The 22,405-nt window shown below is 63.4% G+C and carries 22 protein-coding genes; 11 read left to right on the top strand and 11 right to left on the bottom strand.

Translation table 11 applies throughout. From position 1 onward, the window contains the following. Window positions 1–64: 64 nt before the first annotated feature. From TMPK1_RS17540 to TMPK1_RS17510, 7 genes are all read right to left on the bottom strand, one after another. Window positions 65–820: a dienelactone hydrolase family protein gene (locus TMPK1_RS17540; protein WP_420244649.1), complete on the bottom strand. Its 756-nt coding sequence runs from the start codon at window positions 818–820 to the stop codon at window positions 65–67. 192 nt (window positions 821–1,012) lie between these two features. Beyond that, the gene (atpC, locus tag TMPK1_RS17535) at window positions 1,013–1,438 is read right to left on the bottom strand and encodes an ATP synthase F1 subunit epsilon (RefSeq protein ID WP_420244647.1); all 426 of its coding nucleotides are present in this window, start codon (window positions 1,436–1,438) and stop codon (window positions 1,013–1,015) included. 1 nt (window position 1,439) lies between these two features. After that, entirely contained in the window at window positions 1,440–2,873 is a 1,434-nt protein-coding gene (gene atpD, locus TMPK1_RS17530) for a F0F1 ATP synthase subunit beta (protein WP_420244646.1), read from the bottom strand. A 210-nt stretch (window positions 2,874–3,083) separates the two neighbouring features. Then, window positions 3,084–4,001: a F0F1 ATP synthase subunit gamma gene (locus TMPK1_RS17525; protein WP_420244644.1), complete on the bottom strand. Its 918-nt coding sequence runs from the start codon at window positions 3,999–4,001 to the stop codon at window positions 3,084–3,086. Window positions 4,002–4,034: 33 nt separating this feature from the next. After that, entirely contained in the window at window positions 4,035–5,564 is a 1,530-nt protein-coding gene (gene atpA, locus TMPK1_RS17520) for a F0F1 ATP synthase subunit alpha (protein WP_420244642.1), read from the bottom strand. Then, window positions 5,564–6,121: a F0F1 ATP synthase subunit delta gene (locus TMPK1_RS17515; RefSeq protein WP_420244640.1), complete on the bottom strand. Its 558-nt coding sequence runs from the start codon at window positions 6,119–6,121 to the stop codon at window positions 5,564–5,566. The genes atpA and TMPK1_RS17515 overlap by 1 nt, the downstream gene beginning before the upstream one ends. A gap of 396 nt (window positions 6,122–6,517) precedes the next feature. Then, window positions 6,518–6,934 (bottom strand): PRC-barrel domain-containing protein, encoded by a 417-nt coding sequence (locus TMPK1_RS17510; protein ID WP_420244638.1) that lies wholly within the window; start codon window positions 6,932–6,934, stop codon window positions 6,518–6,520. 174 nt (window positions 6,935–7,108) lie between these two features. Between TMPK1_RS17510 and TMPK1_RS17505 the strand changes: the two genes are divergently transcribed. The 6 genes from TMPK1_RS17505 to TMPK1_RS17480 all read left to right on the top strand — a co-directional run bounded on the left by TMPK1_RS17505 (window position 7,109) and on the right by TMPK1_RS17480 (window position 11,462). Further along, complete coding sequence (locus TMPK1_RS17505; RefSeq protein WP_420244637.1) at window positions 7,109–7,540, top strand: nuclear transport factor 2 family protein; 432 nt, start codon at window positions 7,109–7,111, stop codon at window positions 7,538–7,540. Window positions 7,541–7,864: 324 nt separating this feature from the next. Then, window positions 7,865–8,332 carry a nuclear transport factor 2 family protein gene (locus TMPK1_RS17500; protein ID WP_420244636.1) on the top strand — a complete coding sequence of 156 codons (468 nt, stop codon included), beginning with the start codon at window positions 7,865–7,867 and terminating at the stop codon, window positions 8,330–8,332. 140 nt (window positions 8,333–8,472) lie between these two features. Beyond that, window positions 8,473–9,621: a hypothetical protein gene (locus TMPK1_RS17495; protein ID WP_420244635.1), complete on the top strand. Its 1,149-nt coding sequence runs from the start codon at window positions 8,473–8,475 to the stop codon at window positions 9,619–9,621. A 134-nt stretch (window positions 9,622–9,755) separates the two neighbouring features. Then, window positions 9,756–10,328 carry a YceI family protein gene (locus TMPK1_RS17490; RefSeq protein ID WP_420244634.1) on the top strand — a complete coding sequence of 191 codons (573 nt, stop codon included), beginning with the start codon at window positions 9,756–9,758 and terminating at the stop codon, window positions 10,326–10,328. 25 nt (window positions 10,329–10,353) lie between these two features. Beyond that, entirely contained in the window at window positions 10,354–10,917 is a 564-nt protein-coding gene (locus tag TMPK1_RS17485) for a cytochrome b (protein WP_420244633.1), read from the top strand. Further along, window positions 10,914–11,462 (top strand): YceI family protein, encoded by a 549-nt coding sequence (locus TMPK1_RS17480; RefSeq protein ID WP_420244632.1) that lies wholly within the window; start codon window positions 10,914–10,916, stop codon window positions 11,460–11,462. The genes TMPK1_RS17485 and TMPK1_RS17480 overlap by 4 nt, the downstream gene beginning before the upstream one ends. 245 nt (window positions 11,463–11,707) lie before the next feature. Here TMPK1_RS17480 and TMPK1_RS17475 read toward each other — a convergent pair whose 3' ends face one another. From TMPK1_RS17475 to TMPK1_RS17465, 3 genes are all read right to left on the bottom strand, one after another. Continuing rightward, window positions 11,708–12,601 (bottom strand): hypothetical protein, encoded by an 894-nt coding sequence (locus tag TMPK1_RS17475; protein WP_420244631.1) that lies wholly within the window; start codon window positions 12,599–12,601, stop codon window positions 11,708–11,710. Window positions 12,602–12,700: 99 nt separating this feature from the next. Continuing rightward, complete coding sequence (locus TMPK1_RS17470; RefSeq protein ID WP_420244630.1) at window positions 12,701–14,908, bottom strand: ATP-binding protein; 2,208 nt, start codon at window positions 14,906–14,908, stop codon at window positions 12,701–12,703. Between the two features lie 143 nt (window positions 14,909–15,051). Further along, window positions 15,052–15,450 (bottom strand): hypothetical protein, encoded by a 399-nt coding sequence (locus TMPK1_RS17465; RefSeq protein WP_420244629.1) that lies wholly within the window; start codon window positions 15,448–15,450, stop codon window positions 15,052–15,054. 234 nt (window positions 15,451–15,684) lie between these two features. Between TMPK1_RS17465 and TMPK1_RS17460 the strand changes: the two genes are divergently transcribed. From TMPK1_RS17460 to TMPK1_RS17445, 4 genes are read left to right on the top strand one after another with little or no spacing between them, the layout of a single operon-like run. After that, entirely contained in the window at window positions 15,685–15,837 is a 153-nt protein-coding gene (locus tag TMPK1_RS17460; protein WP_420244628.1) for a hypothetical protein, read from the top strand. 48 nt (window positions 15,838–15,885) lie between these two features. Next, a complete protein-coding gene (locus TMPK1_RS17455; RefSeq protein ID WP_420244627.1) occupies window positions 15,886–16,680 on the top strand; it encodes a hypothetical protein in 795 nt (264 codons plus the stop codon). 2 nt (window positions 16,681–16,682) lie between these two features. Next, entirely contained in the window at window positions 16,683–16,928 is a 246-nt protein-coding gene (locus tag TMPK1_RS17450; protein WP_420244626.1) for an ABC-three component system middle component 6, read from the top strand. A gap of 56 nt (window positions 16,929–16,984) precedes the next feature. Then, entirely contained in the window at window positions 16,985–18,697 is a 1,713-nt protein-coding gene (locus tag TMPK1_RS17445) for a DUF2326 domain-containing protein (protein WP_420244625.1), read from the top strand. Window positions 18,698–18,744: 47 nt separating this feature from the next. Here the strand turns inward: TMPK1_RS17445 and TMPK1_RS17440 are convergent, their stop codons facing one another. Continuing rightward, the gene (locus TMPK1_RS17440; RefSeq protein WP_420244624.1) at window positions 18,745–21,381 is read right to left on the bottom strand and encodes an isochorismatase family protein; all 2,637 of its coding nucleotides are present in this window, start codon (window positions 21,379–21,381) and stop codon (window positions 18,745–18,747) included. A 113-nt stretch (window positions 21,382–21,494) separates the two neighbouring features. Here TMPK1_RS17440 and TMPK1_RS17435 point away from each other — a divergent pair, with 113 nt between their 5' ends. Continuing rightward, a complete protein-coding gene (locus TMPK1_RS17435; RefSeq protein ID WP_420244623.1) occupies window positions 21,495–22,373 on the top strand; it encodes a LysR family transcriptional regulator in 879 nt (292 codons plus the stop codon). Window positions 22,374–22,405: the final 32 nt, after the last annotated feature.

Here is a 22,405-nt window from a genome sequence, read left to right as displayed (position 1 = left end):
CAAAGCGGTTCGCAGCCCTGCAAACCGATCGCACGTTGTAGCGCGGAGCCGCTTGGGGCGAAAGCTATGGTTTGAGAGCCGTTAAGAAACGCGCCGTAACCCGTTTGATCGCATCGGCACGCGCCACGGGGTCGGTGCCCAATTCCGCCGTTGTGCCGCCGCCCGGCGTCGTAATTCCGGTCCGAGTCGTGCGTTTCATGTCCGGATTGTCGAATCCGTGCACCGCACCCGGATACAGGACCAGATCCAGCCGCTCGCGTTCGGCCAGTTGCTGACACTCGCGCGGCGTCGACCAGGCGTCGGCATCACCGATCAGCATTGCCAATGGCACCTGCGCCTTCCAGTCCCGCCGCTCCAGGATCGGCTTGCAATTGGGATAGAAGGCGACGGCGCTGCGCACGCCCTCGAGCCCATGCGACTCGCCCGCCACCGCGACTACGGTCGAGCCGCCATGCGACCAGCCTGCCAGCGCCAGCGCGTCGCCGCGCACGAAGGGCAAGCTGCGCAGATAGGCGAGCGAAGCCAGCGCGTCGCGCGGACGTTCGACGCGCGCCCGCGCGCGAGTCTCCGACGCATTGCATGCCGAGGTCACGCCGCGCGCGGCGAAACTGTCCGGCAACAACACGACATAGCCCTGCGCCACGAACCGTTCGGCCCAGTCGCGGCTGCGCGCGCTGAGATTGCCGTTCTTGCCGTACATGCCGTCGCAGCCATGCAGCATCACAATCGCCGGTGCGGGCTTGTTGCTGGCGGGCCGCAACAGCACGCCGGTCAAAGCGGGGTCGCGCTTGTCGAGCGGCGGGATGCTGACGTCGGCCATATTCCCCGCGAAAGCGGGGATCCATGCTGACGCGAATGCAACAGCAGCGAGAACTGTCCGCCAACGCATGCTTCGTCCCTCCGATGGATCCCCGCTTTCGCGGGGAATATGGGACAAAAAGAAAAAGGGCGCGATGCCGTCAGCACCGCGCCCTTCCGCTTGGACCCTGACCCGGTCCGTTATTTCGTGTCGTCAGTGCGTGGTCGGAACCTTGGCGGCCCACAATTTCGCGCGCGCGATATTGAGGCGGGTTTCGATCAGCTTCTTTGCGACCGGATCGACTTCGCCCGGAAGCTCGGCTTCCAGCTCTTCGATTTCGGCGGTGACCAACGTCGGGTCGATCGACGACACCGGGATCGCTTCGTCGGCGAGCACGGTGCAGCGTTCTTCGTTCACTTCGGCAAAGCCGCCGGCGACGAACAGCGATTGTTCGACGACGTCGCCCTGCCAGATCTGCAGCACGCCCGGACGCAAGGTCGAGATCAGCGGCGAATGACCGGCGAGCACGCCGAAATCACCGTCGGCGCCCGGCACAACCGCCATGTCGACGGGCTCGGAGAAGACAAGCTGCTCCGGGCTCACCAATTCGAATTCAAACTTGCGCGGCGCGGTGACCATCTCAGGCCGCCTCAGCCATCTTGCGTGCGTTCTCGACCGCGTCTTCGATCGCGCCGCACATCAGGAAGGCCTGTTCCGGCAGGTGATCGTAGTCGCCCTTCACGATGCCTTCGAACGAACGGATCGTGTCTTCGAGCTGCACGAAGGCGCCCGGAATGTTGGTGAAGACTTCGGCGACGTGGAACGGCTGCGACATGAAACGCTGCAGCTTGCGTGCGCGCGCCACCGTCAGCTTGTCCTCTTCCGACAGCTCGTCCATGCCCAGAATGGCGATGATGTCCTGCAGCGCCTTGTAGGTCTGCAGCACCTTCTGCACCGCGCGCGCCACGTTGTAGTGACGCTCGCCAACGATGCGCGGATCCATGATGCGCGACGTCGAGTCGAGCGGATCGACCGCCGGGTAAATGCCAAGTTCGGCGATCTGGCGCGACAACACCGTCGTCGCGTCCAAGTGCGCGAACGACGTTGCCGGCGCCGGATCGGTCAAGTCGTCGGCAGGCACGTAAATCGCCTGCACCGACGTGATCGAACCCTTCTTGGTCGAGGTGATGCGTTCCTGCATCTGGCCCATGTCGGTCGCCAGCGTCGGCTGATAACCCACCGCCGACGGAATGCGGCCGAGCAGCGTCGACACTTCCGAACCCGCCTGGGTGAAGCGGAAGATGTTGTCGACGAAGAACAGAACGTCCTGGCCTTCCTCGTCGCGGAAATATTCGGCCATCGTCAGACCCGACAGCGCGACTCGCGCACGAGCACCCGGCGGCTCGTTCATCTGGCCGTACACGAGTGCCACTTTCGAACCAGCGGTCGAACCGTTCTCGCCCAGCTTGATGACGCCGGCGTCGACCATTTCGTGATAGAGGTCGTTGCCTTCGCGCGTACGTTCACCGACGCCTGCGAACACCGACACACCACCGTGGCCCTTGGCGACGTTGTTGATCAGTTCCTGAATCGTCACCGTCTTGCCGACGCCGGCGCCGCCGAACAGGCCGACCTTGCCGCCCTTCGAATACGGGGCCAGCAAGTCGACGACTTTGATGCCGGTGACGAGAATTTCGGTGTCGGGATTCTGGTCGACGAAGGCGGGCGCCGAACGGTGAATCGGCAGCGTCTTTTCGTTCGACACCGGACCGCGTTCGTCGATCGGCTCGCCGATGACGTTCAGAATGCGGCCCAGCGTGGCCGGACCGACCGGCACGCGAATGGAGTTGCCCGTGTCGGTCACCGGTGCGCCGCGCACCAGACCGTCGGTCGTGTCCATGGCGATGGCGCGCACGGTGTTTTCACCGAGATGCTGCGCCACTTCGAGCACCAGCTTCTGACCGTTATTATCCAGGGTCAGCGCGTTCAGAATCGCGGGCAGTTCACCGTCGAACTGCACGTCGACGACGGCGCCCAGAACCTGTGTGACCTTGCCTTTTGCGTTGCTCGCCATGGTGTCCGTCTTTCCTCATTAGATCCCCGCGAAAGCGGGGACCCATTCATCCGTCTTGTTCATCTGCGCTTTGTGGGCGCCAACTTCTCAACCTGTCATCCCGACGAAGGCCGGGATCCATTTTGCCGCCGCTCCGATAGCGTCCAATTGGAGACGATCGGAACGCGGCTTAATGGGCCCCTGCCTCCGCAGGGGCGCTGTTCACTTCGTTCACAGCGCTTCCGCGCCCGAGACGATTTCAATCAGTTCCTTGGTGATCGCCGCCTGACGCGCGCGGTTGTACGCGAGCGTGTAGCGGTTGATCGCGTCGCCTGCGTTGCGCGTGGCGTTGTCCATCGCGGTCATGCGCGCAGCCTGTTCGCCCGCCGCGCTGTCGAGCAGCGCCGAGTACAGCTGGATCGCAAGATTGCGCGGCAGAAGCTCGGCCAGAATCTCTTCTTCCGAGGGCTCAAATTCGTACACCGCCGGCGGCACAACATGCTCGTGGTGGCCGTGATGCGCATGCGGATCGGCAGCCACCGGCTTGGCCTTCGGCAACTGGAACGGAACCAGTTGGAGCTGCGTCGGGATCTGCGCCATCACCGACTTGAAGCGGTTGTAAATGACGGTGACGACGTCGACTTCGCCGGCATCGAACTTGTCGAGCGCCGCTTTGGCGATGACCGTCGCGTCGGTGAAGGACAGTTTCTTGCGGCCGATGCCTTCGAGCGAGTCGATGATGCGCTCGCGATGATCGCGACGCAGCAGATCGCGCGCCTTGCGACCGACCGTCAGCACTTTGACCGTCTTGCCTTCAGCGAGCAGTGCCGCGATCTGGCGACGCGCTTCACGCACGACGTAGGAGTTGAAGCCGCCGGCCAGGCCGCGGTCCGACGTCAGCACGATCAGCAGATGCGTCTGGTCTTTGCCCGAACCAACCAACAGACGCGGCGCCGCCGGCGTCACGACATAGTTGGCAGCGAGGCGCGACAGCATCCCCTGCATGCGCTGCGCGTACGGCTGCGCTGCGTGCGCCTGTTCCTGCGCGCGGCGCAGTTTCGAGGCGGCGACCATCTTCATCGCAGACGTGATCTTTCGCGTCGACTTGACGCTCGTGATCCGGTTGCGAAGGTCCTTAAGCGAAGGCATGGCGCGTTGTTGCTCGCGTCTTCCTAGTGCGGATTAAGCGAACAGCTTGGCGAACTGATCGAGATACGCGGCGAGCTTCGCCTCGGTCTCTTTCTTCAGTTCCTTGTCGGTGCGGATCGCTTCCAGGATCGACGGCTCTTTCGCCTTCAACTGGTCGAGCATCTGGCGCTCGTAGCGAACCACGTCCGACACCGCGACCGCGTCGAGATAGCCGCGGGTGCCCGCGAAAATCGACACGACCTGCTCTTCGACCGGCATCGGCGAATATTGCGGCTGCTTCAGCAGCTCGGTCAGACGTGCGCCACGGGCCAGCAGCTTCTGCGTCGTCGGATCGAGATCCGAGGCGAACTGCGCGAAGGCTTCCATTTCGCGGTACTGCGCCAGGTCGAGCTTGATGCGGCCGGCGACCTGTTTCATCGCCTTGATCTGCGCTGCCGAACCAACGCGCGAGACCGAGATGCCGACGTTAATCGCGGGACGCACGCCTTTATAAAACAGCGTCGTCTCAAGGAAGATCTGACCGTCGGTGATCGAAATCACGTTGGTCGGAATGTAGGCCGACACGTCACCGGCCTGGGTTTCGATGATCGGCAGCGCGGTCAACGAGCCGGCGCCTTCGGCGTCGCTCATCTTCGCGGCGCGTTCGAGCAGGCGCGAGTGCAGATAGAACACGTCGCCCGGATAGGCTTCGCGGCCCGGCGGACGGCGCAGCAGCAACGACATCTGACGATAGGCAACCGCCTGCTTCGACAGATCGTCATAGATGATCAGCGCGTGCATGCCGTTGTCGCGGAAGAACTCGCCCATGGCGGCGCCCGCGTACGGCGCAAGGAATTGCAGCGGCGCCGGTTCCGACGCGGTCGCGGCGACCACGATCGAATATTCCATCGCGCCCGATTCGGTCAGCGTCTTGACCAGGTTCGCGACGGTCGAACGCTTCTGACCGATGGCGACGTAGACGCAGTAGAGCTTCTTCTTTTCGTCGCCCGACGCGTTGACGCCCTTCTGATTCAGAATGGTGTCGATCGCGACCGCGGTCTTGCCGGTCTGACGGTCACCGATGATCAGCTCGCGCTGGCCACGGCCGACCGGCACCAGGCTGTCGATCGCCTTCAGGCCCGTCTGCATCGGCTCGTGCACCGACTTGCGCGGAATGATGCCCGGCGCCTTCACTTCGACACGACGGCGTTCGGTCGTTGCAATGGGGCCTTTCCCATCAATGGGATTGCCCAGCGCGTCGACGACGCGGCCCAGCAATGCCTTACCGACCGGCACGTCGACGATCGCGCCGGTGCGCTTGACCACGTCGCCTTCTTTGATGTCGCGGTCGTCACCGAGAACGACGATGCCGACATTGTCGGCTTCGAGGTTCAGGGCCATGCCCTTCACGCCACCCGGAAACTCGACCATTTCGCCGGCCTGGACCTGGTCCAGACCGTAAACGCGCGCGACGCCGTCGCCGACCGACAGAACCTGGCCCACTTCGGCGACGGTCGCCTTGGTGCCGAAGCCCTGGATCTGCTGCTTCAGGATGGCCGAGATTTCGGCTGCGCGAATGTCCATTAAGCGACTCCCTTCATCGTCCGTTCGAGCCCTTCGAGCTGCGAGCGGACCGAACCATCAATCAGGGTCGAACCGACCCGTACCACCAGACCACCGATCAGCGACGGATCGACGGTGGGTGAAATCGAAACTTTGGCGCCGAAGCGCTTGGCCAAGGTGGCCTGCAGCGCGTCCTGCTGTTGTGTCGTAAGCGGGGCTGCGGCGGTGACTTCGACCGCGACTTCGCCGCGGCGGTTGGCCAGCTCGGCCAAGAAAGCGTTGATTACGCCGCCCAGCGCGAAGGCACGGCGATTGACCGCCAGGGTGCCCACGAATTTCTGCACGATCTCGCCGAGGCCGGCCTGTTTGGCCAGTTCGACCAAGGCCTTGGCCTGGTCGTCGCGACCGACGACGGGGCTCACGACCAGCTCACGCAGGTCGGCCGATTCGGCCAGCATCGTCTTCAGCTTGGAGAGGTCGCTCGCGGTCTGGTCCAGAGCGCGCGCCTCATCGGCCAGCTCGAACAGAGCTTCGGCGTAACGACGGGCGATCGGCGATGAACCGGACGAAGCAGCCAACGTGGCAATCCTCGGAAGCGGGACGGCCTTTGTAACGAGGCGCGTCCATCAGACGACGAGCGGGTGCGCGAGATCACCGCGAGGGCGGACTCCCGTGCGGCGGCGTGCGTGTAGCACGCGCTGTCAGGCGCCCTCAAGCCCTGGATTCCCCAGGCCTTCGCGAGATGGCGCGACATAATTCCCTGCGAAAGCAGGGATCCATTTCGGGACCGCCGAGAGGACGCCTTTAAAGGCGTTCGTTTCTTTCGATCACAGGCCCGGGGCAGGCGCGCCCATGGCTTTCGAGCGCCATTGAACGTTCAAAAACAAAAGCCGCCGCGACCTTGGCGGATCGCAGCGGCTCTGCAATGGGCCCCTGCCCCCCGGATCAAGTCCGGGGCAGGCTCCGCAGGATTGTTAGATCGCCGGGTCCCAGTAGGGCGCGGTGCCGTAATAGTCGTGAATCTTGCGTCCGTAGGCGCGGTCGTCGAGATCGACCGCTTCGTCCATTGCGTAGCTGGGCGCGTCTTTCAGCCGTTCGACCGGAATCGCAACCTGGTAGCCGCCAAGGTCGAGGTTATAGGTCAGCGCGTTCCAGGGCAGCGGATGGTGGCGCTCGCCGATTCCCAAAAAGCCGCCGACCGACAGGACCGCGTAGGCGACTTTGCCGCTGCGCTTGTCGATCATGATGTCTTCGATCGCCCCGATCCGCTCCCCGGACGAGCTGTAGACCGCGGTGCCTTCGACCTTGTCGGCCGAAATCAGTTGATGGGTCTCGTCGCGCGGCACGTCGCCATTGCGCGTGTTGAAGGTGCCGGTGGTGCTGGTCGCCATGGTCGTCGCTCCAATGCAGTGCTGGGTGTTTGGCCAACCTGCCGCGCCGGCAACAGTTCCGATGCACGCGCCTGCGCTGCGGAACCCAAGCGGCTGCGAAATTCCCTGGGAACGGTTCTTGTCGGCCGCGCGCGCCGCATGTGCCGTCGCGCCCAACGAATCGGGGAGGAACGGATGCGACGCGCTTTGCTGCTGACAACGTGGGTGCTGGTGAGCGGCCTGGCGCAGGCGGCGCCGGACCGCACACAAGAAGTTTTGCAGATCGAGCGCGATTGGTGCGGCGCCTATCAGCGTGGCGACGTCGCCTATCTCGAAAAACTGATGACACCCGACTTCACGTTGATCGGATCGGGCGGCACGGTGAACACGGCTGCGTCGGAGATTGACGAGCTCAAGACCGGCAAAGTCAAATACAGCCTGTTCGAGAATCGCGACATGAAGGTGCGGTTCTACGGCGACACCGCCATCGTCATCGGCCGCACGCATGCGGTGGGCGTATCCGAAGGCACAGCGTTCGACATCGACGTCGCCTTCACCGACACGCTGGTGAAGCTCAACGGTACATGGCGCGCAGTCGCGGGCCATGCGAGCCGCAAGGGCGCCTGAGCGACCTCGGAGTCACGATCCAGCAAACCGCCAAGACGCAAAGAGCGCCAAGGTTCGCCAAGCGTCACAGACCGTCGTGAAGTCCGGTCGCATGACGACGAGGTTTTATCGACGCGCAAAGCGCGTCAGGAAATCCCCTGTAATCATGCGACGCGGCGCAACCACACACGCGCTCTCCTGGCGCCCGCTTGGCGTCCTTGGCGTCTTGGCGGTTTGCTGAATTCTGACTCTACCGAACTGGCCCCAACGCAACGACACGAGCGGTTCTGGTTCCCAACCACCGACACGCGCTGCTTTCCCTCCAGCAAAACCCTGGAGGGCGTCATGCCGCGTTGGATCAGTTTTTCTATCTTGGCCGCGACTCTGACGCTCGCCGGATTTTTGTTTGTCGCCTGCGCGACGGGCGTGCAAGCCGCGCCCGACCAAACCCAGGCAGTGCGCAAGCTCGAAGAAGAATGGGCGCAGGCCTATGCCAAGGCGGACGTCAAAACGCTCGATCGCGTGATGTTGCCCGACTTCACCCTGACCGACACGCGCGGCACGGTGACGACCAAGGAACAGGAACTGGCCGAGGTGCGCGACAGCGTCGCCAAGTACGAACATCTGATCCAGCGCGAGATGCATGTGCGCTTCTATGGTCCGGACATGGCGATCGTGATCGGCCGGACCGCAATCAAGCTCGATCTGCGCGGGAAGGTGATCGATACCGAAGTCGCCTTCACCGACACGCTCGTGCGCAGGAACGGCCAGTGGTACGCCGCCGCCGGCCACACCAGCCGTCCAGGCTCGTAACAAATCAGTTGGTAACCCCGCCCGTCGGGGTGCGAACGACGCCGCGCGTACATGTTGCGCGATGGGGGCCGGTCTTCAGTCGAGAGCTGACCGGCCCCCATGAAGAATCCCGGTCGTGACGCAAGCTGGATCTTGTCCAGATGCGTCCGGCACGCCCATCGTGCCGCGTGCCTGCCGTTTCGACCAAATCGAAGACCCTGCTTCTCGCCGCGTGCGGCGCGGCGTTGCTGGTGCTCGCCGTCGTGCTGCGCTTCGTCGGCACCGACGAGCCGCTGCGACTGGCCTTGCGCGACGCGGCCATGTCGGCAGCGGGGACGGGTACCAACCGCACCGAACTTCCCGCCACGGCCGAGCTGCTGCTGCTTGATGAAAGTGGCTTGGTGTTGCGCGGACCGGCGGCGCTGCAGGGAACGCGCATCGAACTCGACGCGGTGCGCGACGCGCAGATCAACGGCAACGGCGTCGCGATCGAACGTTGGCCCGACGGCAAAAGCTGGCTGACCGCTTACGCCGCTACGCGCCGCAGCACCGCCAACACGCTGCGTATCGCGGTCGTGCGCCATCCACCCGATCGCGGCGTACCGTTGCGTGCGAGCGTCTGGATCGCCGGCGCTGGCGGGTTGTTGTTGCTGTTCGCGGCCTTCGCGCGCAGCCGGCGCGCACCGGCCACATTCGCCGCCGCAACCATCGACGACGTGCCGCTCGACGCTCCTGCACATGACAATGTCGTGCGGCTGGAACCGCGCCCCGTTCGCGCGACGCCGGCGGCGACGGCGGACGAAGAAGAACCGTTGCTGCTCGAACAGGTCGTCACGCCGGATCCGATCAGCGACGCGGTCGATCGTGCGATTGCGCGCACGCCCGCCAACGATCGCAGTGCGCCGGTGCGTCCGCCGCCGCTCGACGACAACGGCGAAATCCGCTTGGTCGAACCAACTACGCCGCTGTTCAACGACGCGCCGCTGCTTGCGTTGCAGTTGTCGGTGCCGACCGACTCGTTCGAACGCGTGTTGCAGGCCCGTCTCGCCGACGCGGCGCGGCGCGTGCGCATTCTCGAAGTGGCGGCCACCGCCAACGACGCGATGACGTTGCAGCGCGAAGCCTCCGACCTCGCCGAATTCGCGGCTGCGTTCGGTGCGCCTGCCTTGCAAGAGGCGGTGGCGCTGGTGACCCAGGTGGCCGAGTTGCAGCTCACCATGGCCTATCCGTCGGCAGTGACGCAGGTCGCGAACCTGTACCGGCCGACCGAAGAAGCCATCACCGCCCGCTTCATCGCCCGCACCGGCTGATCTTTTTTCCGGGGCCCTGTCGATCGCGCCCCGGCCGGTTCGTTCTAGAGGCAGAGACCCCTGCTTGACGAAATCCCATCCGTATCCAATGTTGTTACCGTTCAACCAATCACAAAATTCCGTGGAGACTACCCATGCGCCTGCCTGCGCTCCTGTCGGCCGTCCTGCTTCTGGCCGCCGCCCCCGCCTTTGCTGAGACCAAGACCTACACGCTCGATTCGACGCACGCGCACGTGCAGTACTCGGTCGACCATCTCGGCTTCTCGACCAGCCGCGGTGCGTTCCGCGACGTCAGCGGCACGTTGCAGCTCGACGTTGCCAAGCCGGAGACCGCCAAGCTGAACGTCACGATTCCGATCGCTGGCTTTGACTCGTTCGACAAGAAGCGCGACGAGCACATCAAGAGCGCCGATTTTCTCGACGCCGCCAAATATCCCGACATGACCTTCACCTCGACCAAGGTGCAGAAGACGGGTCCCAAAACCGCGAAAGTCACCGGTGATCTGACGTTGCACGGCGTCACCAAGCCGGTCGTGCTGAACGTCACTTTGCACAAGCAGGGCGAACATCCGGTGTTGAAGAAGGCCTGGGCCGGCTTCAGCGCCACCGGCACGATCAAGCGTAGCGACTTCGGCATCAGCGCCGGCATACCGTTCGTCAGCGACGCAGTGCAGATCACGCTCGACGCGGAGTTCGCTGGTCAATGATCGCCTCCGCGATCTGGGGTCAGTGATGTCTGACGCACCAGCCGCGCGCTACGGCGCCGTTGCGATTGGCCTGCATTGGTTGATCGCAGCGGCGCTGGTCGCGCTGTTCTGGATCGGTTGGGAGATGACCGATCTCGATCTCGGCCCCGACAAGCTGCGCCTCTACGCGCTGCATAAATCGATCGGGCTGACGGTGCTGCTTGCGGTCGTCGTGCGCCTGCTCTGGCGCGCAACGCACCGCCCGCCCGCATTGCCCGCCGACATTGCGCGGTGGCAGCACACGGTCAGCGCCATCACGCACTGGTCGCTCTACGCGTTGCTATTGCTGATCCCGCTGTCGGGTTGGCTGCTCAACGGCACGACCGGCTTTCCGATTTCCTGGTTTGGGCAGTTCGGTGTGCCGAATCTGATCGGCGCCGATCCTTCGTTGAAAGACACAGCGAGCTTTGTGCACGAGACCTTCGGCAAGATCTTGCTCGCCCTTGTCGCCTTGCATGTCGCGGGCGCGCTGCATCATCATTTCGTGCTGCGCGACGCGGTGCTGACTCGCATGGTGCCGGCCCTGTCGGCACGGGAGAAGAAACAATGATCGTTCGTTCTTTGATTCTGGCGCTTGCCATCGCGCTTCCCGCGCACGCGGCTGACTACACGGTCGATCCTGCGAAGAGCCGTCTCGGCTTCCGCGCGACGCAGCAAGGTGCTGCGTTCGACGGTGAATTCAAAAAGTTCGACGCCAAGATCGCGTTCGACGCTGCCAACCTGGCCGCGTCGAAAGTACGGGTCGAGATCGACGTGACCAGCGTCACGACCAAAGCGGCCGACCGCGACAAGGAACTGCCGAAGAGCGATTGGTTCGCCACCGACAAATTCCCCAAAGCAGTCTTCGAGACCACGCGCATCGAAGCGCGCGGCGACAACAAGTTCGCGGCCGTCGCCACCTTGACCATCCGCGACCAGACAGCGCCCTTGGTGCTGCCCTTCACGCTCGACGAAAAAGACGGCGTCGCGCATGTCGTCGGCTCAGTCGCCATCGACCGCACGACCTTCGGCGTCGGTCAGGGTGCGTGGGCGACGACCGACATTATCGGCAAGCCGGTGACGGTGACGGTCGATCTGGTGGCGAAGAAGCAGTAGCTGCTGCGCTCGGCCGGCGAGTCACGATTCAGCAAACCGCCAAGACGCCAAGAGCGCCAAGAGTCACAGCGTAGGGCGAGATCACGTCGCATGACGGCAGGTTTTTATCGACGCGCGAAGCGCGTCAGGAAATTCCTTGCACCTTGCGATGCAACGACGCCACACGCTCGCTTTCTTGGCGCCCGCTTGGCGTACTTGGCGTCTTGGCGGTTTGCTGAATTCTGAGTCCGAGGTCGCTGCCGACCTCAGCGCCCCAACTCGCCGCGGCCTTTCAGGCGCGAGATCATCACCCAGCCCGACGACATGCGCTTGCCGTAGTCGAACAGCGCGCGGTCGCTGGCCGGGAACCAGTCCCAATGGCCGGTGACGCCATAGCGCGTGAACGCTTCCGGTAGCGGACACCAGAAGCTGCGCTTGCCGCGCAGGAATTGTTCGCGCGTGACTTCGGAGTCTTCGACGAATTCGCGCGACACGAACAGCGCGTCTTCTTTGAGGATCTTTGGATCGACCTCGTTCGCCTTCAGCAACGCATCGACGCGCGGCTGCACGTCTTTCGAGATCTCCGGGCGCGGCGGCACCTTCAACGCGACCGGTTGCGCCGGCCCGCGTACCGTTGTCGGCGCTGGTGCGGGCGTCGGCTTCGCATCGTCGCCATAGTTCAGCTCGACGGCCGGGGCGACTGCAGCCTCCGCCGACGCGGGCGCGTCGGCAGCAACAGCGGTGGGCGCAGCAGCAGCAGACGCTTCTGCGTCGGCTGGCGCGGGCGGCAGCGGCGGTGGTGGTGGTGGGCCGTCGAAACAGACGAGCCCTTCGCGCAGCACGCGGTGCGATTTGCTGGCGAGGAAGATCATGGTGGCACAGTTCGACAGGCACAGCCCGTCGACCACGATCAGCGGCTGGACCTTGGCGATGGCTTCGCCGATCGCGAGCGTCGCTTGCGTGTCGCCGCCGAGCGACTGCACGCGCAGTTGCGCATAGCCTTGTCCCCACAGCGCCAGAAACTTTGCGTCGTCGCCGGGTTCGATGTCGCCATAGATGCGCAGCGCTTCGCCTTCGGGCACGAAGGTGGCGGCGCGCGCGGCCGTCGCGAACAGCGCGACGCCGAGACATCCCAGCAACAGCCGAACTCGTGCATGCATGGCGCGCCCTTTCGATCCAGGCCGAACCGCATGCGCGATGGTACGCGGCGAGGCAAGCCCTAAGGCGTCACCCCGGCCGAACTGGCGTGCCGCGCGCGCCTAGGTCCGGTCGATCATGTCCCGCACGCGCGTGCTGAGCGCCGCAACATTGAAGGGTTTGGTGATCACTTCCATGCCCGGCGCCAGATGGCCGTTCCCGACCACGGCATTCTCGGCATAGCCGGTGATGAACAGGACTTTCAGCGTGGGGCGCAGCACGCGCGCCGCGTCGGCGACCTGGCGTCCATTCATGCCGCCGGGCAGACCCACGTCGGTGACCAGCAAATCGATGCGCGCATCCGATTGCAGGATCTTCATCCCGGACGGACCGTCGGCCGCTTCCAGCACGTTGTAGCCGCTTTCGCGCAGCACGTCGGTCGCCAGCATGCGCACGATCTCTTCGTCGTCGATCACCAGCACCGTCTCGCCGTGGCCGGGATCGATCGCATTCGATTCCGCCGTGCCGTCGCCTTCGGCCGGTCCCTGATGCCGCGGCAGGTAGAGACACATCGTCGTGCCCTTGCCGACTTCGGAATAGATCCGCACCTGTCCGCCGGACTGGCGCACAAAGCCGTAAATCATCGACAGGCCAAGACCGGTGCCCTGGCCCAACGGCTTGGTGGTGAAGAACGGATCGAAGGCGCGATCTTTGACGTCGTCGGTCATGCCGGTGCCGGTGTCGGTCACGCACAGCGATACATACTGGCCCGGCGGCAGGTCGCGTTCGCGCGCCGAATGTTCGTCGAGCCACTTGTTCGCCGTCTCGATCGTCAACCGCCCGCCGTCGGGCGCCATCGCATCGCGCGCATTGATGCACAGATTGAGCAACGCGCTTTCCAGCTGCGACGGATCGATCAAGGTCGTCCACAGACCGCCGGCGCCGACCACTTCGACCGCAACGTCAGGCCCGACGCTGCGCCGGATCAGCTCTTCCATGCCGGCGACCAGACGATTCACGTCGATCGCCTTGGGCGCCAAGGTCTGCCGCCGCGAAAACGCCAACAGCCGTTGCGTCAGCGCGGTCGCGCGCCGCGACGAGCTTTGCGCTGCATCGATATAGCGTTCGACACCCGCCAGCTTGCCGTCGTTCAAGCGCCGCTGGAGCATTTCCAGACTGCCGCTGATACCGGTCAGAAGATTGTTGAAATCGTGCGCGATGCCGCCGGTCAGTTGCCCGACCGCTTCCATCTTCTGCGCCTGGCGCAACGCGTCCTGGGTGCGCGCCAATTCGCGCGTGCGGTCGGCGACGCGCTTTTCCAGATTGACGTTGAGTTCCTGCAGCGCCGCTTCGGCACCGACGCGCTCGACATGGGCCCACGACCGTTCGGTCACTTCGCGCATCAGCGAAATTTCTTGCTCGGTCCAGACATGCGGCTGTTTGTGATGCACCGCCATCAACGCAGTCAGCCGCCCTTCTTTCACCAGCGGCATGCAGATCGTGGCCGAGATACCGATCGACTGAAACGTCGCCGCTTCGTGCGCCGGCAGTTCGCGCAGATTGTCGTTCACCACCAGCGGCTCGCCCGCCGAAAGGTTCTTCACCGCCAGCGCACCGAAATCGGCCAGGCTGTAATGGCCGACGATGCTGGTCGAGCCTGGCGCCGCCCAATCGCCGCGGATCGAGAACCCGTCCTGATCTTCGTCCATATCGGCATAGGCGCAGACCGACGCGCCCATATGTTCGCCGACCATGCGGGTGGTGATCGCCAGGATCGCGTCGGCATCGCGCGAGACGGAAGCTGCGTTGCCCAGCGCATCCAAAAAGCGCAGCCGCGTTTCGCTTTGGCGCAGCGCTTCGGCGTCGCGCACGCGGTCGGTGGTTTCGACCACAATCGCGATCACGCCGGCCGGCTTGCCGTCTTCGGCAAGCACCGGCGAGTAATACAAATCGACCCACAGTGGTTCGAACGTACCGCGCCGGTTCAGCGACAGTTCGAGATCTTTATATTCCAGCGTGCCGCCGCCGAGGCAGACGCGCAGCACTTCGCGATTGAGGTCGGCTGCTTCGGGCCAGCCTTCGAGCACTTTCGATCCGAGCAGGCGCGGATGCCGTCCGCCGGCAAAGACGGAATAGGCGTCGTTGTAAATCATGATCCCGTCGGCGCCCCACAGGATCACCATCGGCACGGGCGACAGGATGGCGAGGTCGACCGTGGTGCGCAGGCTGACCGGCCAGGTCTCGATCGGGCCCAGCGTCGCCGACCAGTCAAAGCTGGCAATCCGGCGCGCCATATCGGGATTGTCAGTCGTCCGAGCGTCGTGCGGCACGCGACCTCAATAATTCGACGGCGGTTGGCGGGACAAGCGTTGGGGACAGCAATGCGCGCGGCGCGCAAAGGTTGCCCAACAGGTGCGCAGGGGACTGTCCGTTGAAAGCAAACGGCGCAGCCCCTCGCTGCGCCGTCGCTTCGTCAGCCATCGTCGTTCGCAGCGTTCCCCTTCATCGCCGCGATCAACCGGTCGAGATCCGCCTTGACCGACCGCAGCGCCGGAAAGGGCGGCGTCGGGTCGGTCGGTGACGGTTCCTCGGCACGGATCACGACGGCGAGTTTCGCCGCGGCGCCTTCGAAGCTTTGCGCCGGCACGTGCACCAGCGCGCTCGCCTGCGCCTCCAGATCGTCGATGAAGTCATCACGCACCTTGGCCGCGGCGACGAACAGGCGTTGCGCCTCGTCTCGGCCTCCGTCGGTCGCGTTGTGCAAGGCGCGCTCCCGCGCCGATGTCAGCCGCACCGCCTCTTCCAACCGGTCGCAATGGCGCTGCCATTGCAGACTCTTGAGGACGGCGGGGTCTTGCATAGGGTCGCTCATACCGCCCCTCCATCCCGGTGAAGGGTATGGGGCGAATGACGCACAGTTCGGCTAGTCTCGGAATCAGCCATGATCCAAGTACTCCTTGGTTTCTTGGTCAGGCCGGACGCTGGTGTGTCAGCACCTCGTTCGGCCGCCTTCTCGGCACGAGAACAATTCGTGATCACGCATTGTTCGTCAACAACTATTTCGTGATCACGAATGGCACCTCCGAAAAAGCACCGACTCGAGTCCGTGAAGATCCCGATCGAACTCAATGAAGAGTTTGTCCAAGCGCGCGACGCGCTGGGGCACACGCATACGCAGGCGGTTGAGACAGCGATCGAACTGTACGTGAAAAAAGCCCAGAGGCGGCCAAGCACGCCTCCCGGCGGCTCGAAAAAATAGATTAGTGACGCGATCCGGCCCCTTCGGCAAAGTCGCCGGGGAGATTCGATGGACAGTTTGTCGGACAAAGACGAGAAAGCGAAGCCGTCGAAGCGCGGATACTCGCAGCGGACGCTGAAGGTCCTATGGGGACTATCTGGAAACCGATGTGCTCACCCCGAATGCGAGCAATGTCTCGTCGCGGACGCAACAGAAGGCTCTGAGCAACTCGTTGTCGGTGAGATCGCGCATATCTACGCGATTAGCGAGGACGGGCCGCGTGGAAAAGCCGGACTGACAGAAGCAGAACTCAACCACGCATCTAACTTGATAATTCTGTGCCCGACACATCACACAATCGTGGATGGCCAGCACGGGACTTATCCGGCCGAAACGCTTCTAAGCTGGAAGGTGCGTCACGAGCGCAAATTTGGAGATGCTCTATCCATAAGCATTGCGAGCATCGGTTTTGCCGAATTGGAGGTGGCCGCGAAAGCGCTGATGGGAACGAAGGTAGACGTCCCAAGCGGGGGACTCGCAAACATTCCGCCCACTGACAAGATTGAGAAGAATGCACTCGGACCGACGTCTGCACTGATGCTCACTATGGGAGCGGCGAAGTCGCATGAGGTTGCTGCGCTGTTCATTCGCATGGCGCAACTCGACCCGAATTTTCCTGATAGGTTGAGGGCCGGCTTCACAGATCGATATAAGAAGGCGCGTGATGCGGGCGCGCTTGGAGACGAGCTCTTTATCGACCTCCTCCAGTGGGCCTGCGGGGGCAGCGACGATCACGGGCGACAAGCGAGCGGCCTTTGCATCCTGTCTCACCTTTTCATTCTCTGTGACGTTTTTGAGAAGTAGTGATGACCGTTCTGCCCACCAAGTATGTGCCGATTGGCTATTCAATTCTTGGGCTGTCCGCACTCTTGCTTACTATGCTTGAACCAGCCGATACCGTCGTCTCGCTCTGGGATCGCGTGCGCAACGACGAGCGGATTCGAACATTTGATCGCTTCGCCACTGCGTTAACGTTGCTCTTCGCTGGCGGCATAATCACGATGGATCGCGGCGTGTTTCGCAAAGCGCACAAACCGAGCGCCGAGTCGTGATCTCTAGAGTTTGGTCGGATCTACCGGGTTTTCGACCCGCTACGTTTGCCCCGGGGATGAATGTTGTACTCGCGGATCGCGGAAGCGACTCCGACGAAACAGAGAGTACGAATGGCCTCGGCAAGACGACACTACTCCGCATCATTCACTTCTGCCTCGGCTCTGATCTCGCAAAAGATAGAGTTCTGAAGCACTCGGCGCTGGTTGGTGTTACCTTCGGCATCGACATCGTTATCAACGGCGCCGCGCATTCAGTTAGTCGCAACACGAGGAATTCCAAACGCGTTCGACTTCCCACGTCGTTGGTCCCAGAGCACGTGGTTGAGCGCGAAGACGAAGGAGGCGGATTCTGCACAATTGACGTCGATGAATGGCGTTGTGCGCTCTCCGAGATCTTCATTCCCGATGCGAAGATCTCCGGCCGCGCGAACGCGTTCTCTCCCACCTTTAGAGAGCTTTCCCACTATTTCATTCGAGTAGGAAAAGCTGCGTATGCAGATCCGCAGATCGCATTCAAGCAGCAACCTGCCGACACAAGCCGCCTATCGTTAGCGTTTCTATTGGGACTGAATTTCAGCGCCCAGCGGAAGCTGCAGTCGGATATTGATGCGCGAACGAAAGTCGATCAGGGCCTGAAACTTCTCGAAGAAGCATCCGAAGGCGACAAAGAGAGTTCGATTGGCGATCTGGAAGCGGAACGGGTGGTCCTCGAAGCTGCGCTCACCGAACATCACCGCGCGATCGATAGCTTCAATCTACGTGACGACTACCACGATCTAGAGCGACGACTCGGCGTGCACGATCGTCATCTTCATCGACTTATCAACGAGAATCACTCTGATCGAAAGCTGCTCGAGTATTACGAGGAAAGCGCGGAAGAAGAACCACAAGAGGACGCCGCCCAGCCGCTCGACATTCTCCAAAGCGCGGGAGCTGTTTTTAAACTAGAGCTTCTTAAGAGCCTCGAAGAGGTCACGGCTTTTCATAAGCAGATCTATCGAAACAGGTCGGACTTCGTAGCCGGGGAAATTAAGCGCCTAAAACAGTCTATCGCCAGGCGCACCCTTGAAATTGATAAAGCTTCGAATGAGAAGTCCACTCTTCTTCGCGTTCTCGCGTCTAGCGGCGCGATAGAGACGTTGGTGGAACTTCAGCGAAGTGCAACTGAACTCTCACCTAAACTGGAGGCGCTGCGGGCTCGGATCGAGGAGCGTAAGCGCTTCGATCGCCGCAAGGATGAGCTTACGTCGCAGATTAGCCGCGGTCGCTTGCTGCTCAAACGCGATCTAGACGAGCGCCAACAAGTAGCTGATGAGGCAATTTCTCTATTTGCTGAGTACACGAAGTATTTATACGGCGTACCCGGCAGGCTTGGCGTCGATGTGCACAACCGAGGTTACCGATTCAACTTTTCTATTGATCGACAAGGGAGTGACGGCGTCGATCAGATGGTAGTCTTTTGCTTTGATCTTCTCACGGCCACGCTGAGGGCCCGCCGTGGCGCGAAATTTTTAACATTGGCGCATGACAGCAGTCTGTTTGCCGACGTTGATCCTCGCCAATATGGGCTTGCTCTTCGCCTGGCAGCGATGACTGCGGCGGTTGAAGGATTTCAGTATATCTGTTGTTTAAATGTCGGCGCGCTTCCGCATGGTCATTTGAACAACTGGAAACTTGAACCGACTGTTCGGCTACGCCTTACCGACGACGGGGATTCGGGACGTCTGCTTGGTCGCCGACTACCGCCAGACGACGCGCAGCGGCAATAGTTCAGGATAAGCGTTTCTGGTTGTCGCAACAGCAGCCGCGACGCCCCTCACCACCCCCGCCACCGCTTCTCCGGCTCCACCCACAGCCGATCCCCCGGCTTCACCCCGAACGCCTTCACCCACGGCTCGAAATTCCGCACCAGATTTGCGCGCGCGTCCGGCGGTGCGTGCGTGTCGGTTTCGATTTGCGCTTTCAGCGACGCATCCGTCTGGATCCGGCGCCAGCGCTGCGCGAAGGCGATGAAGAAACGTTGGTCGCCGGTCAGCCCGTTCTTCGTCACGTCCGGCTTGCCGCGCAGCGACAGGTGATAAGCCTCGTACGCGACGGCCAGGCCGACCAGATCGGCGCTGCTTTCGGCGACGACTTGTTTGCCTTTGGTGCACAGGCCCGGTGACGGGCACGCGCTGTCGAGTTGCGCGGCCAGCGGTGCGTTCATCGCGGCGAAGCGTGCAGCGTCGTCTTTGGTCCACCACAGACCCAACCGCCCCTGCGCGTCGTACTGGTTGGTGACTTCGTCGAACGTGTGGCTGATCTCGTGCGCCATGCCCGCACCCGCCGAACCGTAATTCGACGCGGCGTCGCCGGTTGGATCGAAGAAGGGCGGCTGCAGAATGCCGGCGCCGAACTGCATCGTGTTGGGGCTGATCTGCAGCACCGCACCGGCATTCTGCGGATGCAGACTGTTTGGCCATTCGTTGAGATCGACTGGACCGTTCAGCTTCGCCAGTTCGCGCTTGTACGCAAAGGCGTCGGCGCGCTGCTGGTTGCCAAACGCGTCGCCGCGCGTGATCGCAAGGCCGGTATAGTCGGTCCAGGTCTCGGGGAAACCCAGGCCGAGCTGCAGCGAGTCGAGCTTGGCCAGCGCGATGTCCCTGGTCGCGGGCGACATCCATTTGACGTGCGGCAGATGCGTGCGGAAGACGCTGCGCAGATTGTTCGCCATCTGCGTCGCGGCTTCTTTGGCCTGCGGCGGGAAATAGCGGCGCACATACATGCAACCGATCGCATCGGCAAACACCGCCTGCGTCGCAGCCAGCGCTTGCTGTTTGCGATCGGGTGCCGGCGTGCCGTCGAAGGCGCGGCGCGCGTCGCCGACTGCTTTCGGCAACACGTCGGCCGCATGCGCAACGAGATGGAAGGCGAGATAGTCTTTCCACGCATCGAGCGGCTGCGTCGCAACCAGCTTGGCGCTGCCGATCACAGCCTGCGGCTGCCACACGACGAAGGCGGTGTCGCGATGGATGCCGGCGGCGGTGAAATAGGCGCCCCAGTCGACACCCGGCGCGTTGGTCGTGAAGTCGGCCATCTGCCAGTTGTTGTCGGTCTTGACCACGTCATCCGTGTCGGCGCGCGACGCATGCGTGCCCGCAATCGCGGTTTCGAGATCGAGCACGCGCACGGCGCGTAGGTCGGCCTGATCGAAGCCCGCCGCGCGCAGCACGTTCGCGACATAGGTGCGATACTGTTCGCGGCGCGCGGCTTTGCCGGCGTCGAGATAGAAGTCGCGATCGGGCAGGCCCAACCCACCCTGCACCAAATGCACGGCGTAGCGATTGGGCTGGTGGAAGCCTTGATGGATCCACACGCCCCACAGGCTTTCGGTCTGCACGTTGCCGCCATCGTCGAGCCGCGTCGTACGGCCAAGCCAGGTTGCAAGCGCGGTGCGATCGTTGATGGCGGCAATCGCGGCCAGGTCGTTCGCGATCGGCGCAAAGCCAGCCGCCTCGATCGCGTCGGTGTCGAGCCGGGTGGCGTAATAGTCGGCGAGCTTGCGCGCCGTCGCGGCGCTGGCGGGACGATCGGGATCGTTGGTCGCGGCGACGATTTCTTCGACCAGGCTTTGCGCGCGCCGCGCCGACTCGGCGCGCAGCAGGGACGTGGTGTCGATCTTGGCTGCACCGTCGGGCAGCTTGGTTGCGCGCATCCACGCATTGTTGGCGTAGCCGTAGAAATCATCGCCGGGTTTGACCGACGGATCGACCGCGAGCGTGGGGTCGAGTTTCACCACGGGTGCTGCAAAGGCGCTGTCGACGAATTGCGCGCGTGACGTGGTTGGCAGCAGCGCCAGCACGCACGCGGCGACCGCGCCCAGGAATTGCGCGCGCACCGGCGCGTGCGACGCATCTTCGGCGGTTGCGAGCAGCAGGTTGGTGCCGACGATGGTCGCGAATTCGTCGCTCAGGTCGCTGAGGGCGGCGTTGTGGACTTCTTCCGCGCTGCGCACGTGCCCGTCGAGATTGGCGCGCTCGAACGTTGCTGTCGCGTCGGCGACCACGATGGTTTCAAAGCCGAGATTGCCGGCCATGCGCGCCGTGGTCGAAATACAATGGTTGGTCGTCAAGCCGACCAGCGCGACCGCGCGCACGCCTTTCGCGCGCAGATCTTTTTCCAGGCTGGTGCCGATGAAGGCGCTGTTGACGGTCTTGCGATAGACCGGCTCGTTCGGCAGCGGTTGCGCCTCGGGCTTCACGACGTTGCCCGGCGTACCCGGCCGCAAACGGCCAGTGGGGCGCGGCGAATCGTGATGGACGTGGATCACCGGCGCCTGCGCCGCACGCCACGCCGCGATCAGGCGCGCGACATTGGCCTCGGCCTGCGGGTTGTTGCGGCGACCCCAGGCGGGATCGTCGAACCCGACCTGCATGTCGATCACCAACAAAGCGGTGTTGCGGAGGACTTTCACGTGCGCGCTCGCGTTTTCTGTGGGGAGCGCGATCTAGATCGCAGTGGCCAGGGCGCACCAAAACGGCGATGAAGGCATCGGAAGTTTGATGGCCGGGCGTATATAGAGACGCAATGAGCAAGGACCTGGAAGTTCGCCACTGCCGCGTACTGCTTGCGGTGCAGGAACATGGCGGCGTCAGCGCAGCAGCGCAGGCGCTGGGCATGGCGCAATCGACCGTGTCCGAAACGCTCCTGTCGTTGGAACGGCTGCTCGGAGCACCAGTCACGGTGCGCCGCCCCGGCCGCGAAGCGACCTTGACGCCGCAAGCCGAAGCCTTGCTGCCGCACGCGCAGTCGCTGCTTTTGGCGTCGGAAGCCGCGATGGCTGCGATCACCAAACGCAGCCACGCGCCGATCCGGTTGGGCACGGTGGAATCGATCAGCTCGTTCCTGCTGCCGGCGCCGCTGCGCGCCTTCCGGTCGCTGTGGCCCGACGTCGACGTGCGCATCACGATCGGTGTCTGCGAAGAGCTGCGCAAACGCGTCGGCCGCGCCGAATTGGACGTGGCGCTGACGATCGAAGGCGCAGCCCGTGCGAATAGCGACAGCGCCTTGTCGCCTGCAACCTTGCGCCTGCTGGTCGCGCCCGCACATCCGCTGGCGAAGTCCGTCGTCACGCAGCGCGACCTAACGACGAGCACCTTCCTGCTCGCCGATCCCGAAGGCGCGTTTACCGGCCTGCTGCGGACCTGGGTCGGCAGCGCTGCGGCGAAATTCGAGTCAGCCGGCAGTATCGACGGCGTCAAACGCGGCGTGCTGCAAAGCGACGCGATCGGCGTGCTGCCGGACTATGCCGTCGCCGAAGAACTCGCCGCCGGCGCGCTGATCGCGCTGCAGGTCGACACGCCGCTGCCGCCGATTTCACTGCAGCTCACGACGTTGCATGCGCCGGCACCGTCGTCGCCGCTGGATAGTTTGATCGCGCAGATCCGCGAGGCTGCGCGCGCCTAACCTCGTGTCCCCTCTCCCCGAGGGAGAGGGCT

This window comes from Roseiterribacter gracilis (assembly GCA_018332375.1).
Taxonomy (GTDB): domain Bacteria; phylum Pseudomonadota; class Alphaproteobacteria; order BOG-932; family Roseiterribacteraceae; genus Roseiterribacter; species Roseiterribacter gracilis.
The sequence above is the reverse complement of the archived record's forward strand: the minus strand, read 5'-3'. Positions and strand labels throughout refer to the sequence as shown.